The sequence below is a fragment of the Flavobacterium lacisediminis genome, assembly GCF_025909975.1.
GTDB classification, from domain to species: Bacteria; Bacteroidota; Bacteroidia; order Flavobacteriales; family Flavobacteriaceae; genus Flavobacterium; species Flavobacterium lacisediminis.
The window spans coordinates 1-16,333 of sequence record NZ_JAPCIO010000012.1; the positions used below are offsets into that span (position 1 = coordinate 1).

The window sequence follows — 16,333 nt, forward strand, 5'->3', positions numbered from 1 at the left end:
TATTTTACAACCAATCTACTTTGAGTTCAACAGAAGCAATATTACAGCAGATGGAGCTGCAGAGTTAAATAAGCTAGTTGCAGTTATGAACGAAAACCCAAACATGGTGATATTCGCAAAATCACACACCGATAGTAGAGGAAGTGATAAGTACAATATGAATTTATCAGACAGAAGAGCAAAATCGACTGTTCAATACTTAATCAGCAAAGGAATAGCAAAAGATAGAATTTCAGGACAAGGATTTGGAGAAAGCGAACCAAAAGTAGCTTGCAAGCCATGTAACGAAGAACAACACGCACAAAACAGAAGAAGTGAATTCTTAATTGTGAAGAAATAAAGATAGTTTATAGTTGATTTTTAGTTGAAAAGGCATCACTTGTTTTAAGTGGTGCTTTTTCTTTTAAAATTAATTCATAATAATCTATTTCCCGATACAATATCTTTTTTCTCTTTATTTAAAGGGGTTAAAGAGGGTAGAGGTGTACTCGGGGTGTTACGAAAATTAATTATTAAAGGAAAAAAATAATTTTTACAAATTTACGATTTTTTAGGCTTTCGAAAGAAAAAATATACAATCTCCGCAAATTATGTGGAGGCTGTCCTAAAAGTCCTAATCTTGTCAAGCTGAACTCGTTTCAGCTTTTATAAACTACTGATTTTCAATAATTTTAGATTCCGAAATAAATTCGGAATGACAAATTCTTACTTTTTAGACACCCTCCGCATAAATTTATTAAAATGCTATTTTTTACCGCTATAGCAGTAATTTTAAGCTTTTGTTTCTGGTTTTAAAACCTATTTTGATTGTTTTCTCAATGCTATATTTCTTTATAAAATTAAGTGAGAATTTTTAATTTTTTCTTTCAAACTTTCTTCCACGCTCGTGATTTCTGCAAACGTATTCCATTTGTTTACAGTATCACTAATTTGCTTTATAATGTTATCCGCTTTTTTAATATTCATTGCTTTTGCAACCATCAACAAGTCTTCTTTAGTTATGTCTTTTCTTTTTCCATTTAAACTCAAATTGTGCTGGCTTACCCATGTGCTGTCAGGACTATATGCAAAGCATATATCATAGGCTGGAGCTAATTCCCATTCTGAATCCTTTTTTAATCTAAAAGCAAAATTTTTGGTATGATCATCACAATTTTTTGAGATAACGTTAAACACCATTCTTCTGTACATTTGTTCGGCTTGTGGATAAGGAAGTTGTAATATACGCATCGTTTGAAACAATTGTTCATAGCTGAAACTTGTTATTTGATTAAAATCGTAATGCTGCATGGCACACAAGGTTTGTATATGGTGTTTTTGGTCTCCATTTTCACGGTCAAAACGTTTTGTCATAAAATGAGCTCTTCCGTTTTCTTCCATAAGTCTACATTCCATCATATCAATTTCACATGCTTTAGCCATAAGATAGTATGCCATCTCGACTCTTCCGAAACCTGTACTTTCTCCAAACTGTACATCGCTAATTGTGTCTAATTTAATTAGCCAGTGTTCAAAACCTTTTGGAGCTATCGTTTGTCCTGATTTTACTTGCCCGGTTTTTTCATTATAAGCTATAATTGCTTTTGGACGAGCACCACCTGCTGAAGTTCCTATTTTAAGAATATCTAGCATTGCTTTTTGTTCATCCACATTTAAGTTGGTTTCAAAACTTTCTTTTCTAGTAAGCATCTTTCTAGAGATGTTTACTAAACTATCAATTTCAATATCAAATGCTCTTTTATTTGGTTTCAGTTGTGATGGTTCAAATTCCAAAGCACCCATTCCACGTGTGCCTATAAAACACAAAAGTTCTACAGGATTCATGCTGTTTTCAGGACGACCATTTTGTGCTAACCAACTATTAATAAGTTGATTTCCATAATCATCAGGTAATACATCGGCTAATAGCCCAGGTAATCCTTTGAATGTTTTTACATCTCTCAGTTCTGGAAATGAAAAAATACGTTTATTACTATTAGTAATCGGCATTTTTATTGGGGCTAAATCATATTTAGTGTTTATGAATTTAGGATCGTATTCAAAACTTGCTATGCCTGTTGCTTTATCCCAAGCAACGGCACCAACGGTTTCTCCCCATATTTTTACAAAAGCGGTTGTAATCATTACCAGTCAGATTTTTTAGTAGTATTGTTATCCTTGTTTCTAGCGCGTTGTCTTTTTTGTTGGGCTTTTTTTGCGAGTTCTATAGGGCTTATTTCTTGTTTGATTGAAAAGATATCTAGTAGTGGTAAAACACCTAAAGCTCTTAATATTTGGATTAATGAAAGTAATGTAATGGCTTCACCATTCTCAATTTGACCTAACGTCCATTTGTTTATGCCAGCTTCTTTTGCTAATTGAGCTTGCGTTCTGTTACTATTCAATCGTTCATTTTTAATGAATGCTCCAATTTGACTTACGATAGCTGAATCACTCATGGCAATCCAATTTATATTGGTATTTTCCATCTTTATTGAGTTAAATTATTATTATAATTGGTATTTCCCAACAAATATAGTGATTAATAATGTATTATAGGTGAATATTTTAATTTTTTATGTAGGTAAATACAGGTTTTAATGCTTTTATTATTTATTAATATTGGTATTTACCTGTTTTACTTGTGTTTTAAATTTATAAGATATAATAAATTTTACTGCAAAAAATGCGGTGAATAAACTATTTATTCACCGCATGATTTAATTATTTTACAGAAAAAAGGTAAATTTGGTAAAAGAGTAATTATGAGAAAAGCAATTGTTTATGTTCACAATATTAGAGCAGGTGTGTTAACTGAAATTTCATCAACTGAATATTATTTCGAATATGATAATAACTACAAAGGCGATTTAGTTTCACTAACGATGCCTATAAGTCAAAAAAGGTATAGCTATAATTCATTTCCGCCTTTTTTTGATGGATTACTTCCTGAAGGATCCATGTTAGAAGGCTTATTGAAAAATACAAATATTAATCCTTATGATTACTTCTCTCAATTATTAGCAGTTGGAGGTAATTTGGTAGGTGCTGTAACTATTAAATTAGAGGGATGAAATAGTCATATAAGATAAAACAAACTAGACTACAATTTTTTAGATTTTTCAAATGGGACTAACTTTTTTCTCATCAAGCCTTTATCTGTAAAATGATTAGCAAGTTCATAGACTTTTTCAGTAAAATCATTTTCAATTTCATTTTTTTGATGGTAATAAAGTTTGATTGATTTGCAATGATCATGTTCGAAAATTTCTTTAAGCATCGTTCTATCAGAAAGACCTAATGAGTGTCCTAAAACATATACTTGAAATGGTTCTGCCTGTATGAAACGCAGCAAATTATGATAGTTAGAAGTCTTAGAATATTGAAAAGATTTGATATGCTTTAATAGTTCATGTATATTTCTTTTTTCAATTTCTAAATAATCATTATCATGCTCATCTCCATAACCAAAAATTATTGGATTTGCGATATTTTCTAAGTCACCATGAATAAAATTAACATCATACATAAAGGTTTTAGGTATATATGGTGTATAATATTCAATTGTGTTTGTATAGTTGAAATTTAAGAAATATAATTGTTTAGGAATTCTATCTTCCCCTAAAATATCTACAAATTCCTCTTGCTCAAATGGTTTAGTTGTTAATTCTGCTATATGATTAACTCTACCACGTCTAATCTCGGAAGTTGCTCTTTTTAAATATTCAACCAACTTACTTTTTAAAAATTCAAATTCACTATTCAGTTGACATATTCCTTTTAAATCATTATTTGAAGCTTTTGAATAACGTTTTAGATACGAAAAATAATGATTTTCTATATCTACCCATCTTTGATGATTAAATTGATTGTATAATTCTTCAAAAAAATTACTTTTAAATTCTATTACTTTTGGTAATCTCTCTCGGATTTGTTTGATGTGATTAAAGGCTTCGTCAATTGATTTAACCCCTTCAAATGGTTGATTAAATTGAATAGCTTGATAATTAAATTTTATTAATTCATCTTCATATTCATGTTTAGTAAAGTATTGATTTAAAATTTGTATCAAATAATTTTCTAAAAAATTAGAATAACTGGTTTTATATCCATGAGCTAAATCAAAGCCGTTTCCAATTATAATAAGTCTATTCATTTGAGATTCCTTTTTTAAAACCTTCATTCCAGAAATACATATCAACTATTTTAAAAAGGGGATAGTATTCTTTATCTTCTTTTAAAAATAATTCCTGTAATTCTAATATTTTATTTTTATTATTTTCTACAAAATCCATTAATAACTCTAGTGAACTAGTATTGAATTTTATCGCATTGATTTTTTTTACTTTTACACCATCATTAAAATATCGATCAAAAGCTGGATTACATCCTAAGGTTCCTAATACTATTTTTGACAACAAAGTATCTGTTGGAGGCTTCTTTTCAAAAGTGTTTCTATTAGTCTGATATAAGAAGCCATTATAATAATCATACAACTCTTTTTTAAGTTGGATAATTGTTCCTATATGCTGTTTTGAAACTTCAAAATCTTTGGAACATCTCAAGTCTTTATGATAATTTTTTATGATAGCCACTGCACCAACATGGATTTTATAATCCTTTTGCAGTAAACCTGTTGAACCTCGATACATGCCCCAACTTGCCAAATAAAAACCAAGATGCAATGCTAAATAATCATTGTCTTTTGAAATATCATTAAAGGCTTCGTAACAATGTTTCCAAGATTCATATCGATTAAAAGTATCTTGCTTCAAGAAATTTTGAAACTCAATTATTTTTTTACTTTCAAACATAATAATAAACTAAGCCCTCCACTCTTTAAACTGTCCTTCTGCCTGTTCCATTATCTCTTGAAGGATTGCATTTAATTCTAAAATACTTACTTTACCACGCAATTCTTTTTTGACTGCTAAACGAATGGCGGCTTTCGCATCTTCTTTGTTGGTCCAGTCGATTTGGAGGTTGCTTTTAACGGCTTTAACTACGTTGTGAACCACGTCTTGAATTGGACCCGCTTCGTTGATAATGTCTTTTTTAGCGGCTAGAATATCATAGAACGCTAACTCTTCATCTGACAAACCTAATTCCGATTTACGCTTGTCTTCGTCTTGCATTTCTTTAGCACGTTCTACTAATTCTGCTATTGTAGTATAAGAATCAATAGCATTGGCGTGGTAACGGTCAATTACTTTTTCTAATTCTTCTTTAAGTGAAGTGTATTTTTTAATATTCTGAGGCAAACGCATTCTGATTTCGTCTTTCAAAATATTCTTTAAAAGCTCAATCTTAATCGTAATGCTGTCTTTATCTTTCTTAACGCCTAATAAGAACTGCTCATCTAAAATGGAAATATCGGCTTTCTCAATACCTGCCATGGCAAATACATCAATAATATCATCCGATTCGATACTTCTACTAATCAACTCTTTGATTTCGTTTTGAGTAGCTCTACCATTTCCTTTTACCGTTTTAGCATTTCGTATTGCTTTTGAAACGTGTTGCGCAAACAAAATATCAATGGCAAATTCCTGAATTTCGGGTTGCGATTTTACAATGGATAACAAGCCAGTCAGTTTCTTTTCTTCCATCATAAATTGGTCGGCAACCTCATCGTATTTTAATAAAGCGTTTAAAGCTTGTTTTACCAACAACATTTTATCACTTTCACGTAAAGCTTTCCACTGACTATAATCTATAGTTTCAGGTAGCATATTTTTACAAGCTTCCACTTGATTGAAGAACATATTCAAAGCCTGTTCCATATCAATAGTAGGCTCTCCTTTTCCACCGCCACCCGTATATTTATCGGTTGCTTTTCGTAGTTGGTCGCCAATACCAATATAATCTACAATAACTCCCGAAGGTTTATCTTTAAAAACACGGTTGGTTCTGGTAATGGCTTGCATTAAATTATGCCCTTTCATAATTTTATCTACATACATCGTATGCACACAAGGCGCATCAAATCCTGTTAACCACATATCACGAACAATTACAATTTGCAATGGGTCTTTCGGATTTCTAAATCGTTTCTTTAATGCTTCGGTAGCTTCTTGGGTTCTTATGTGCGGATTCCATGTAATTGGGTCTTTAGAAATATTTCCTGTCATCACCACAGCAATTTCAGGGCAACCTTCTAATTGCGTTAATGCTTCATACATTTTCACGCTATTTCTTCGGCTCATACACACAATCATGGCTTTTCCTGGTAAGGTTTCGGTACGATTGGTAAAATGCTTTAAAATGTCTTTGGCAATCTTTTCTACACGTTCTTGCGAACCTGCGGCATCTTCTAAAGCTGCCCATTTTAAATTGCCACTATCTTCTTGTTCCCAAGTTAGCGAATCCACATCCGAATCTAAATTTTCATTCGCTAAATGCAACTTGGCTAAACGTGGTTCGTAATAAATTGGAACCGTTGCTTTATCATCTACAGCTTGTTTGATGTCGTACACGTGAATGGTTTCTCCAAACACTTCTTGCGTATCGGCATCTTTGCTATCTACTGGCGTTCCTGTGAATCCTATAAACGAAGCATTAGGCAAGGCTTTACGCAAATTAGAAGCAAAACCATCTAACAAACCATATTGCGTTCGGTGGGCTTCATCAGCCATCACAATAATATTTTCGCGTTCTGATAAAATAGGATGTTCTAATTCTCCTAAGGTTTCATCATTTCCAGATTTTAAACGGAATTTTTCTATCGTGGTAAAAACCACTCCGCCACTTCCTGTAGAAAGTAAACGTCTTAAATCATCGGTAGAATCGGCATGTTGAACATCGCCTACTAAGTCTTTGGCCAAGACAAAGTTTTCATACAACTGAAAATCCAAATCACTTCTATCGACTTGTACTACGATAGTAGGGTTTTTCAATTCAGGTAGGCTTCGTAAGATACCTGCGTAAATTGCCATCGAAATACTTTTTCCGCTTCCTTGCGTATGCCAAATGACCCCAATACGTCCATCACCATAAGGGCGAATGGCTTTTTTAGCGGCTTCAACAGCAAAGTTTACTCCAAAGAATTGGTGGTATTTTGCACCTTTTTTAATCAAAGTGCCGTTATGGTCTTCAAAAAAGACAAAATTTTTAATGTAATTTAGTAAGCGTTCTTTTGGAAACAAACCTAATAACAAGGTATGCATCTGAAAATCGTCTTCTACTATGGTAGTGCCGTTAATACTTTTCCAAGCCGCATACCATTCGTTGGAAGCATTGAACATACCGTGTTGGGCTTCGTTACCGTCGCTTACTATGGTGGCAACGTTGTATTCAAACAAGAGTGGAATATCTTTGGTGTAGTGCTGAATTTGATTGAATGCTTCTTGTAAATTGGTGTTTTCATCAAACCAGTTTTTCAATTCAAAAACAATTAAAGGCAAACCATTGACATACACAATCACATCAGGACGGCGTTTGTTTTTGCCTTTAATGCTCAATTGATTCACTACCCAGAACGTATTGTTTTCAGGGTTTTGAAAATCTATAGGATACACGTGAACGGCTTTTTCGTTTCCATTCGCGTCTTGGTATTCGTAATCTAACCCTTTGGTTAGTTTTAAATGAAAATCGCGGTTGCGATACAACAAATCAGCGCCTTTATTGTTCACAAACTCCGCCACAATTAACGGATACAACTCCACAGGCAAATGCGGATGCTGTTGTTTTATAAACGCTAGCAACGTAGCTTTGTCCACCACTTCGCTTTCTGGAAACGTAAACGTAGTGCCGTGTATGTGGCTATACCCTAAATCGGTTAACCAATCGATGGTAGCTTGTTCTATTTTGGCTTCTGTTGTCATAATATAATTTACTTTATGTCTTACAACTAAAAGATTTGCTGCTCGTTGTACTTAAAATTTAATAATACTGCCTCTAATTCCTTATTTTCACAAAATTCTTTTACTAAATGCCAAGTTAGAAAATGCATACTATTAAGAATAGTAACCGTATCAGAGTTGGCATTGCTTTTTACAAAATTATTTATTTCATTTTGTGTGGAAGGGATTAACCCTATATAATAAGCATCACAGTTTTTTACTTTATTAAAGGCATTTTTAACAATATCGTTTTTGCCTATACTTCTTTGGGTCTCATACCACGGTTCTTCTACTATCTCATTATTACTAATTTTTTCAGCATTATCGATTAGTAGTTTTTTTAGATGCAATTGAAAAAATAAATTGGATGTATTCTTTTTGATTTTGCCTTCTTTATTAAATTCTTCATATTGTTTTTGAATACTCCAATGCTTTTTTTGATAGGTTTTGACTTTTCCTTCTATGAATAATACTTTACTTTTTTGATTGTTTTCATAGTGCATGATAATGACTAAATCAGCATCACCAAACTGTGAAAAAGATTGTTCTAACAAAATATCATAGCTTTTTGGTTTACCCTGTTCAAAAAGCGTGGGTATATTGATAAGACTGATAAACTCATTCATAAGCGATACATCATTACCTATTGTAAATAGTAATGAATTTATAATACCTCGCTCTGAATAACCATACATAGCCATATTCTATTTTTTAATTCCTAAACTCCTTCAATCGTACCTCACCACTAATTAACTTAGGCAATAAAGTATCCCGCAATTGGGTTAAGGTTTGGTTTTCTTTTTGATTTTTTAAAACAAGTTCTAAAATAGGATTTACTTTATTTGCAAAATCAATTAATATTTCATTTGATGGTTCTATTAATTCCAATTCTTTTAAAACTGTTAAGCTAACATTAGCTTGTACACCTTGTACAATTGAATTTTGGATTTTATTTTGAACATCATCAGATTTTAACCAATAATATATAATTGCTTTAAACTTTTCTCGTTCTTTAAGTCTAATAAAAGCTAAAGCTTGATTACAATTTGAGTTATTCAACTTCTCAGTAACAATTGAAACTCTACCAATAGTTCCAGCAATTGAAAACAACAAATCATTTTCAAGAAGTATAGAACGCTTTAAATCCTTCAAATGAGTTTCTTCAGGAATTAATTCAAGTCCATTGATATTTATTTCTCCATCAGAATTAATATCTTTTACTTTTAGAAATGGTATTTTTCTCTCTAATCCTTCAACATCTTTCATTCTTGGAGTAGTACCTTTTGAAAGAACTTCTACAAAATTCTCCAATCTCTTCACCTCCCAACCCTTAGGAATCCTTCCTAACTCGCTTTCTACAAATTCACCGTCTTGAAACGGTCCAAAATCTACAAACCAGTGTTTGTATAACGCCATAGCCATTTCTTCTAAGGTTTTGTTGATGGATAGGTTGTTTTCGATTTTGTCGTCGATGGCGGAAAGGATTGAGGCGATGGATTTTTGTTCTTGGATAGAAGAAGGTAAACTTATATCTAGATTATTAATATTATAAATTGGCAACTTAGGTTGAGTTGAACCAACTATCCCTTTAACAATCTCAAATTGTCCAATATCAGAAATTAAAAAATAATATAAATATTCGCTATCAATATTTTTAAGATTGGTTATTTTAACGCAGTTTTCAGTCAAACTAGCATTGTCTAATTTTTCATCAATTATTGAAACTGAACCAACTGTTCCCACAATTGAAAGAATTAAATCATTTTTGTTTACTATATATCTTGAAATTTTAGGAAAAACATCATTTGGAACATATTGTAATTTTTCAATTGGAATTGTTCTTGTACCCATATCAGTAACTCTAATATAAGGATGTTTTGTTTTGGTTGTAATAAGAGCCTCTCCTTTTGGTAAACGCTTACCTCCTTTAATATCTCCGAGTTCTCCGAGTTTATATTTTTTCCAGTTGTTTGGCATTTAGTTTATTTTATGATAAAAATATTTTTTCAATAATAGGTAATAAGTTTTCGTTGTAGTGTAGATATTCTTGTTTACTTACTCCCCAAAAACCAATATCTGTCTTATTTGTATGAGAAATTGAATTTTGATTTCTTCTTTCAAAAAAATGATCTACAAAGTTTATTTCTCCAACTTTAAATCCAAGTTCTGACATTTTGTTTCTTATTTCTAATGATTTAACTTCTTTAGATTCCATATGTTTTATTTCAAAAAAATATTGAAACTCATTTAAAAAATGATTGAAACAAACATTATAATAACCTAATTTTTCACCAACAACTCTTTGCTTAATTTGCTGAATTAATGCTATACAATTGTCATCTAATAAAAAGGCAGGATTATAAATTGGTCTAAAATTATTAAGAGCTAAAGAATCATCAATACTTTTAAATAAAATTGAAAAATACTTATTTTCTAATTGAATTAAATTATTGAGTATATTTTTTGATTCAGAAATAAAATAAGCATACTCTTTTTCTAATTCTTCTTTTTTAGCATCTTTAAGTTGGCCAATTAAAAATTGTATTTGATGTAAAAATTTATCTAAAACCGAAACTTTTTGAGTTATGCTATTATTATTTGAAAAGGAGTTCTTTAAAGCTTCAAAGAAACTTAATCTTATTTCCTTATCAATTGTTAATAAATGAAGTATTACCTTGTTTTTTATTAAGATGAAGTCTAAACATTCAAAATCACTAAATATTTGGGATTCTATAATTTTATTAATTGCTTCTTTACTTTTTGAATAATTCAAACATTCTTTGTGAATCAAAATGTAATTTAAAAAAGCAGAATCTTTATTATCAATTTCAAGCTGAGATAATTGATTGGTTTGTTGTTTTAATGAGACAAGTATATCAATACAATTATCAAATATTTCTGGTGCTTTTTTATTTTCAATATCTATTTTTAAAATAGAATCATTTAAAAAATCTTCATCAAACTCTTGTTCAAAAGGACTTTCAAAACCAGTTAATTTTAAAAAATCAATTTGATCATTTATATCTTTAATAATAGTACGGTCTGATTTTGATGTACTTACTGAAAGTTTTAATTTATCAATTAAAAAATCAGCTATTTTATTCTCAATTGTATAGATTTCTTCTCTAATTTCTCTTGTATTCCTTTCAGAATCTTCTTCAAAAATTAAATAAAAATCATCAACATATCTTAAATATTTAAACTTCTCATTATTTAAAAAATTATCAACTATGAACTCATCAAAATCAGATAAATAAATTGAACTTAAAAAACTTGAAAAAATGTTTTGAGATGATACTGGTAAACCTTTTGTATCTGCCATTATAAATTTTAAAAAAAACTCTATAGCTTCTTTAGAGTAATCATCATAATTATTCTTTTTCTTAGATGTTGGATTGGATTTCCTATCAATAATTTCTAATAAAAGTTGATGATCAATACTATAAAAAAATGTTTTAATATCTAATGAAATTACATATTTAATCTTACCTTCAACTGGCTCTGTGTATTTTTCTTTTAGTTTTAAAAATTCTTGATAGTCTTGATAGTAAAAAATATTTGAATTATTGGGATTTTCAAAATTTATTCTTCCGCCATAAAATGTTTTAAAAGATTTTTTTGAAGATAATTCAATTATATCATTAATATACTTTTCTAATAATTCATAAATATAAAAACCTAGAGAATAATACATTACAAGTAAATCTTTAGAAAGAAAATGAAATTCTCTTATCTTATAAGCTCTTTGAATATTATAGTAACTTAGTGAGAAAAATTTATTTTGAAAATAATAAAACGCATCTCTTTTTACATATTCCTGATAAAACTTTTCAATTTCAATTGGAGTTGTATCATTTTTGTAAATAGATAAATCTGAAACATTATATAAAGGGTTTGTCTGAGATAATTGCAAACTCAACAAGTCTACAGCTTTTGATATATGCTCTTGTTTGATATAAAATCCTAAATTAAAATTTCTAGGCATAAATTAAATTTTATTAAAGTTTTCTATAATCTTTTGCTGCAACTCATTTCCTTTCGCAAACTGCTCTTGTAAAGTAGCTTGTAAACTTGCCATTTTGTCTTCAAACAAAATACCGTCGTCTTCTACTTCTTCGGTGCCTACATAAATACCTGGAGTTAGTTTGTAGTCTTGTTTTTGTACTTCTTCTAAAGTGGCAGCGTAGCAGTAGCCGTCTATGTTACTGTAGGTTGTATTAGATGCTGAAACAAGTTCAGCATGACAATCGGGGTTGTTACGCCAAGCGTGGTAGGTTTGGGCTACTTTGTCAATATCGGCATCGGTAAACACACGTAGTTTACGGCTTTCCATAGTTCCCATTTTGCTGGTGTCTATGAATAAGATTTCGTTTTTACGTTCGCGGTGTTGGCCGTCTTTGCCGTCTCGGTTCTTACTCAATATAAAAATACACGCAGGTATGCCTGTCGTTAAAAACAATTTATCGGGTAAACGTACAATACAATCAATCATATTGTTGTTTACCATAAACTCACGCACGTTTTTCTCACCTTTATTGTTGGAGGTCATTGCGCCGTTTGCCATTACTACACTCGCTGTTCCTTTGTTACTCAAATGGCTCCAAAAGGTTTGCATCCACATAAAGTTGGCATTACCATCGGTAGCAAATTCTTCTTTCGGTCCAAACAATCGTGGGTCGTTTTCGGGTAAGTCTTCTGGGTGCCATTGGCTCACGTTAAAAGGTGGGTTTACAATAATGTAATCGGCTTTTAAATCAGGAAACTGGTCGTTCAATAAAGAGTCGCCCAAACGTACATCAAAAGACAAATCACGTAAGGCTAAGTTCATTTTACACAAACGCAGCGTTCCATCATAGCGCTCTTGTCCATAAATAGCAATGTTACGTTTGTCGCCTCCATGACTTTCTAAAAACTTCAACGATTGCACAAACATACCGCCACTACCACAAGCGGCATCAAAGATTTTACCTTCATAGGGTTCAATCATTTCTACCATCAAACGCACGATACTGCCAGGCGTAAAAAACTGCCCCGCACCAGAACCTTCTGCCAAAGCAAACTTTCCAATGTAATATTCATACACACGTCCTAACACATCACTTTCAGGGTTTTCCTTTTGCGATAACTTAGGATTAGAAAGCAAATTAATCAGTCCACCCACTTGGCGTGCCGTCAATTGGCTTTTTACAAAAATACGTGGTAAAATCCCTTTTAAATCGGGTCTAAACTTTGCCAAAGTAGCATCTAACACATCAAAAGCATCATCTATAATTACTTTGATGTTGTCTTGTTCGGCATTGGCTTTTAAGTATTCCCAAGTAGCTTCTTTGGGAATGATATATACATTTTTAGATAAATATTCATCCGCATCTTCCAACACATAGTTGATTTCTGCTTCGTCAGTCGTAAAATAATTAGAGTTTTTGTCGTGTACTAAAGCCGTCAATTCTTCTTTACGCATCTCATATCGCTCGGACATGTGCTTTAAGAAAATCATCGGCAACACATAGTCTTTGTATTGATTTTCAGCTACTGCGCCACGCAATTCGTTGGCAGCTTTCCAAAGTTCTTGTTCAAAATTAATATCGGCTTTTACGGTAGTTTTACTCATATTTGTTTTAAAAATCTTATAGTTCCAAACATAGCGAAAAAAAAGGGTATTTACAACCCGTAAAAATACCTGTTTTTGATACCAGGTATTTTTACGGGGGTACCATTGGAAACAAGAGTAAACAAAGGGAAAATAAAATAAATGAGGAAAACCGTAAATGAAATGATAAAAATAGTTTCCGCTAGTTTGTTGCTTTTGTTTGTCTTTATTTTCTTTTTTTGACTGTTGAAAAAAGAAAGAGAAAAGACTAAAAAGAATTGGATTAGAATTTCTATTTTTACATCAGAAAAATATATTTAATCGCGTAAGCTATTAATTTGGAAATAGAAAACTAGGAATCTTCTTAAAAACCCAAAATTAATAGGCTTACGCCTGTGCAGTAAAAATACTTGCGTGGGCGTAGTCTTCTGGTTTTTGGGTCTCCTAGTACCTCTATTTCGGTTGGCTAATGTCTCACGCATTTTTTTTATGCTTATGAATTATAAAGATCAAATTACTTACAATTATGATTTAGTAGAACCTTTTGTTAATCTGATTCTATTCAATTTAAGTATTTCACCAAAATTTGTAAATTCAACTTCTGCAAAATTATCTAAAGAATATTTAGAGTCTAGAAGACGAAATTTCGATTTTGAAGAACCCTATAAATTATACTATTTTGAGGAAAAATTAAGATTATATCTATATCAACTTACCCCTTTATACAGAAAAATCATTACAAATATTGTTACTCAAGATAGAAGAACTATGCACGTATTGTTTATGAAGTACTTGATGGATAATGATAAAGATGAGATTTTTTTGACAGAGGAGGAGATAATAGAAGAATATGAGTTCTTTTTAGACCTAATGAGGAATTATCTCAGTGAGGGGATAGTAAGTGAATATATCTTCATGTTTTTTGCCATTAAATTTGAAAAAATTTTTCACATTAGTTTAGAAAAAAATGATAGTATATCACTGAAAGAATATGAAAATACAATCAGAGCAATTGGAAATTTTGATATGAAATTGTAATTGAGAAGACTCGGTTAACGTCCGAGTCTTCTTTTATTCCCTTGTGTTTTTTGATTTACTTTATTAACTTCTTCTAATTTATTAAGATAATCTCTTTTTAAAGGGTGATTAGCTACAAAATCAATAAATTTTTTACTTGTTTCATCATCTAATACATTTCTCTTGAAGTCTCTTAAAATCAAGCCTTGAATTACTAGAAAATCTTTGTTGGCAGTAATTAATTGATTAGTTAAAAGTCTTTCTAAATCTTCTTGCTCTTTTTGGATTTTGTATTCAATTGCAGATAAATGCTTTTTATCTGATTTTATTCCCCGTTCCATTTTTAATGATTGAGCAAAAAAGTCCTGGATACTTGATAAATCTTCTTTATTCCATTTTATTGATTTTCCTGTATTCCTGTCGATATTTTCGACTACTATATGCGCATGTAAATTTGGATGCCATATTTTGGTTTGTTTGTCATAATGACCTTCATCTCTATGAATATGAAGTTCTTTAACTATAACCTTGAATTTTGAGCCAAATTCTCTTGCAGTTTGAACCAAATCTTCATTTGAATGTTTTTCGGTAAATAAGAAAACTCCCTCGATTAAGAATTTTGCTTTTGCTTGAGCTGTTCTACCAGTTTTTTCTTTGATAATTTTTTTAAATTCATCAATAACTTCTGGATGTGGTTTCATGTCTCCATATGATTTATTCAAAGGAGTCAAATCTTTTCTAACATAATCGAAATCCCTTTTTCTTAAATTATGGGTTTGACTAGTATTTTTTACATTTTCAAAATGAATTGAGCTTTTAGCCATATGTTCTAATTTTAGCGTCGCAGACCCCCTCGGGAGAGCTCACGAACTAGGTTGATTTCTTCCTAAGAAAATAACATAAAATCAACCTAGTTCTAGTGAGCTATAACATCCCCGAATGGTTTACTCTTCTGACGTGTTAATTAACCAATCATTTAAATCTTTATATTTTAAATACAAACCTCTTTTATCAATCGCATTTTTGTAAACTGATAAGATTTCAGCTGTGTATTTTTCTCCTGGTTTGTCATTATCTAAGTAGAGTTCAATTGCTTTATAATTATTCAAAATGGTTTCGCATTTATTGATTAAGGCAACTGAGTTTAGAATCAAATAGTCGCAATTTTTTTCTTCAAGTTGATAAATTGAATTGCGATAGGAGAGGTAATCCATAAATCCTTCGAACACACAGATTGTATCTGAGCGATTCTCAATTAAAGTGATATCTTTTTTGCCAATACATATTTTAGCATATTTAGACCGAATTTCAAATCCCTGGCTTTTATTTTTAAAACCTATAGCGAAGTACTTTTTTTCTTTAAGCTGATAATGAATTTCTACAAGATTAGGTTCGTTGTCTATTAAATGAATTTTTCTTTTTTCTAAATAATCTTTTAATGCATAATGCTGTATTCCAATCGTTTTAATAATTTCAATTTCATTAGTGACTTCATTATTGAAGCTTTTAGAAAGTTCTTGCTTTTGAAAAGAAAAAATAACTCCATCTGTTAGATTATCTAGATATTTCAATGTTTCGGAAATACTTAAATTATTATTCAGCTGCAAAAAATCTATGATATTTCCTCCTTTTTGGATTCCGTGATCATACCACCGATTAATTTTTGTATTTACTTTAAAAGAAGGAGTTTTTTCGTCTCGAAATGGACTAATGAACCAGACATCAAAACCATTAGTTTTTGATGGTTTAAAATTCATTTTTTTCAGAACTTCTTCTATTGGAATTTGCTTTGCTTTTTCGATATTCATTGTAAAGTAAAAATTTTGATTTTTTTTGATGCAGTGATGCAGAAAAGATTTAATTGTTTGTAATTCAGTACTTTACTCTGCATCACTCTTGCATCACT

The 16,333-nt window shown here is 30.9% G+C and carries 14 protein-coding genes; 3 read left to right on the forward strand and 11 right to left on the reverse strand.

Going from position 1 to position 16,333, the window contains the following annotated elements; genetic code table 11:
- A partial coding sequence (locus OJ995_RS12795; protein ID WP_264369788.1) for an OmpA family protein occupies positions 1-340 on the forward strand: 340 nt, incomplete at its 5' end.
- Positions 341-831: 491 nt separating this feature from the next.
- Here OJ995_RS12795 and OJ995_RS12800 read toward each other — a convergent pair.
- The gene (locus OJ995_RS12800) at positions 832-2,124 is read right to left on the reverse strand and encodes a type II toxin-antitoxin system HipA family toxin (RefSeq protein WP_264369789.1); all 1,293 of its coding nucleotides are present in this window, start codon (positions 2,122-2,124) and stop codon (positions 832-834) included.
- On the reverse strand, positions 2,124-2,468 hold the full coding sequence (locus OJ995_RS12805; RefSeq protein WP_264369790.1) for a helix-turn-helix domain-containing protein: 345 nt from the start codon (positions 2,466-2,468) through the stop codon (positions 2,124-2,126). The genes OJ995_RS12800 and OJ995_RS12805 overlap by 1 nt, the downstream gene beginning before the upstream one ends.
- 276 nt (positions 2,469-2,744) lie before the next feature.
- On the opposite strand from OJ995_RS12805, the gene OJ995_RS12810 reads away from it, so the two are divergent.
- A complete protein-coding gene (locus OJ995_RS12810) occupies positions 2,745-3,053 on the forward strand; it encodes a HipA N-terminal domain-containing protein (protein ID WP_264369791.1) in 309 nt (102 codons plus the stop codon).
- A gap of 29 nt (positions 3,054-3,082) precedes the next feature.
- Here OJ995_RS12810 and OJ995_RS12815 read toward each other — a convergent pair whose 3' ends face one another.
- From OJ995_RS12815 to OJ995_RS12845, 7 genes are read right to left on the reverse strand one after another with little or no spacing between them, the layout of a single operon-like run.
- Positions 3,083-4,135, reverse strand: a complete 1,053-nt coding sequence (locus OJ995_RS12815; protein ID WP_264369792.1) for an AbiH family protein — start codon at positions 4,133-4,135, stop codon at positions 3,083-3,085.
- Positions 4,128-4,754: a hypothetical protein gene (locus tag OJ995_RS12820; RefSeq protein WP_264369793.1), complete on the reverse strand. Its 627-nt coding sequence runs from the start codon at positions 4,752-4,754 to the stop codon at positions 4,128-4,130. The genes OJ995_RS12815 and OJ995_RS12820 overlap by 8 nt, the downstream gene beginning before the upstream one ends.
- Before the next feature lie 48 nt (positions 4,755-4,802).
- A complete protein-coding gene (locus tag OJ995_RS12825) occupies positions 4,803-7,802 on the reverse strand; it encodes a type I restriction endonuclease subunit R (RefSeq protein WP_264369794.1) in 3,000 nt (999 codons plus the stop codon).
- A 26-nt stretch (positions 7,803-7,828) separates the two neighbouring features.
- The gene (locus OJ995_RS12830; protein ID WP_264369795.1) at positions 7,829-8,521 is read right to left on the reverse strand and encodes a hypothetical protein; all 693 of its coding nucleotides are present in this window, start codon (positions 8,519-8,521) and stop codon (positions 7,829-7,831) included.
- Between the two features lie 10 nt (positions 8,522-8,531).
- A complete protein-coding gene (locus OJ995_RS12835; RefSeq protein ID WP_264369796.1) occupies positions 8,532-9,797 on the reverse strand; it encodes a restriction endonuclease subunit S in 1,266 nt (421 codons plus the stop codon).
- Positions 9,798-9,807: 10 nt separating this feature from the next.
- Positions 9,808-11,805, reverse strand: a complete 1,998-nt coding sequence (locus OJ995_RS12840) for a reverse transcriptase domain-containing protein (protein ID WP_264369797.1) — start codon at positions 11,803-11,805, stop codon at positions 9,808-9,810.
- A 3-nt stretch (positions 11,806-11,808) separates the two neighbouring features.
- Complete coding sequence (locus OJ995_RS12845) at positions 11,809-13,431, reverse strand: type I restriction-modification system subunit M (protein WP_264369798.1); 1,623 nt, start codon at positions 13,429-13,431, stop codon at positions 11,809-11,811.
- Between the two features lie 474 nt (positions 13,432-13,905).
- Here OJ995_RS12845 and OJ995_RS12850 point away from each other — a divergent pair, with 474 nt between their 5' ends.
- Positions 13,906-14,448, forward strand: coding sequence for a hypothetical protein (locus OJ995_RS12850; protein WP_264369799.1), 543 nt, complete (start codon positions 13,906-13,908; stop codon positions 14,446-14,448).
- Between the two features lie 14 nt (positions 14,449-14,462).
- Here the strand turns inward: OJ995_RS12850 and OJ995_RS12855 are convergent, their stop codons facing one another.
- Together OJ995_RS12855 and OJ995_RS12860 are read right to left on the reverse strand one after the other, a co-directional pair.
- Complete coding sequence (locus tag OJ995_RS12855; RefSeq protein WP_264369800.1) at positions 14,463-15,251, reverse strand: plasmid recombination protein; 789 nt, start codon at positions 15,249-15,251, stop codon at positions 14,463-14,465.
- A gap of 120 nt (positions 15,252-15,371) precedes the next feature.
- Positions 15,372-16,235 (reverse strand): DUF8464 domain-containing protein, encoded by an 864-nt coding sequence (locus tag OJ995_RS12860; RefSeq protein WP_264369801.1) that lies wholly within the window; start codon positions 16,233-16,235, stop codon positions 15,372-15,374.
- Positions 16,236-16,333 lie beyond the last annotated feature (98 nt).

Bases quoted from the DNA above. Each gene is read 5' to 3' on its own strand.
- OJ995_RS12800 (WP_264369789.1), bottom strand. From the start codon at position 2,124: ATGATTACAACCGCTTTTGTAAAAATATGGGGAGAAACCGTTGGTGCC.
- OJ995_RS12805 (WP_264369790.1), bottom strand. From the start codon at position 2,468: ATGGAAAATACCAATATAAATTGGATTGCCATGAGTGATTCAGCTATC.
- OJ995_RS12810 (WP_264369791.1), top strand. From the start codon at position 2,745: ATGAGAAAAGCAATTGTTTATGTTCACAATATTAGAGCAGGTGTGTTA.
- OJ995_RS12815 (WP_264369792.1), bottom strand. From the start codon at position 4,135: ATGAATAGACTTATTATAATTGGAAACGGCTTTGATTTAGCTCATGGA.
- OJ995_RS12825 (WP_264369794.1), bottom strand. From the start codon at position 7,802: ATGACAACAGAAGCCAAAATAGAACAAGCTACCATCGATTGGTTAACC.
- OJ995_RS12830 (WP_264369795.1), bottom strand. From the start codon at position 8,521: ATGGCTATGTATGGTTATTCAGAGCGAGGTATTATAAATTCATTACTA.
- OJ995_RS12835 (WP_264369796.1), bottom strand. From the start codon at position 9,797: ATGCCAAACAACTGGAAAAAATATAAACTCGGAGAACTCGGAGATATT.
- OJ995_RS12840 (WP_264369797.1), bottom strand. From the start codon at position 11,805: ATGCCTAGAAATTTTAATTTAGGATTTTATATCAAACAAGAGCATATA.
- OJ995_RS12845 (WP_264369798.1), bottom strand. From the start codon at position 13,431: ATGAGTAAAACTACCGTAAAAGCCGATATTAATTTTGAACAAGAACTT.
- OJ995_RS12850 (WP_264369799.1), top strand. From the start codon at position 13,906: ATGAATTATAAAGATCAAATTACTTACAATTATGATTTAGTAGAACCT.
- OJ995_RS12855 (WP_264369800.1), bottom strand. From the start codon at position 15,251: ATGGCTAAAAGCTCAATTCATTTTGAAAATGTAAAAAATACTAGTCAA.
- OJ995_RS12860 (WP_264369801.1), bottom strand. From the start codon at position 16,235: ATGAATATCGAAAAAGCAAAGCAAATTCCAATAGAAGAAGTTCTGAAA.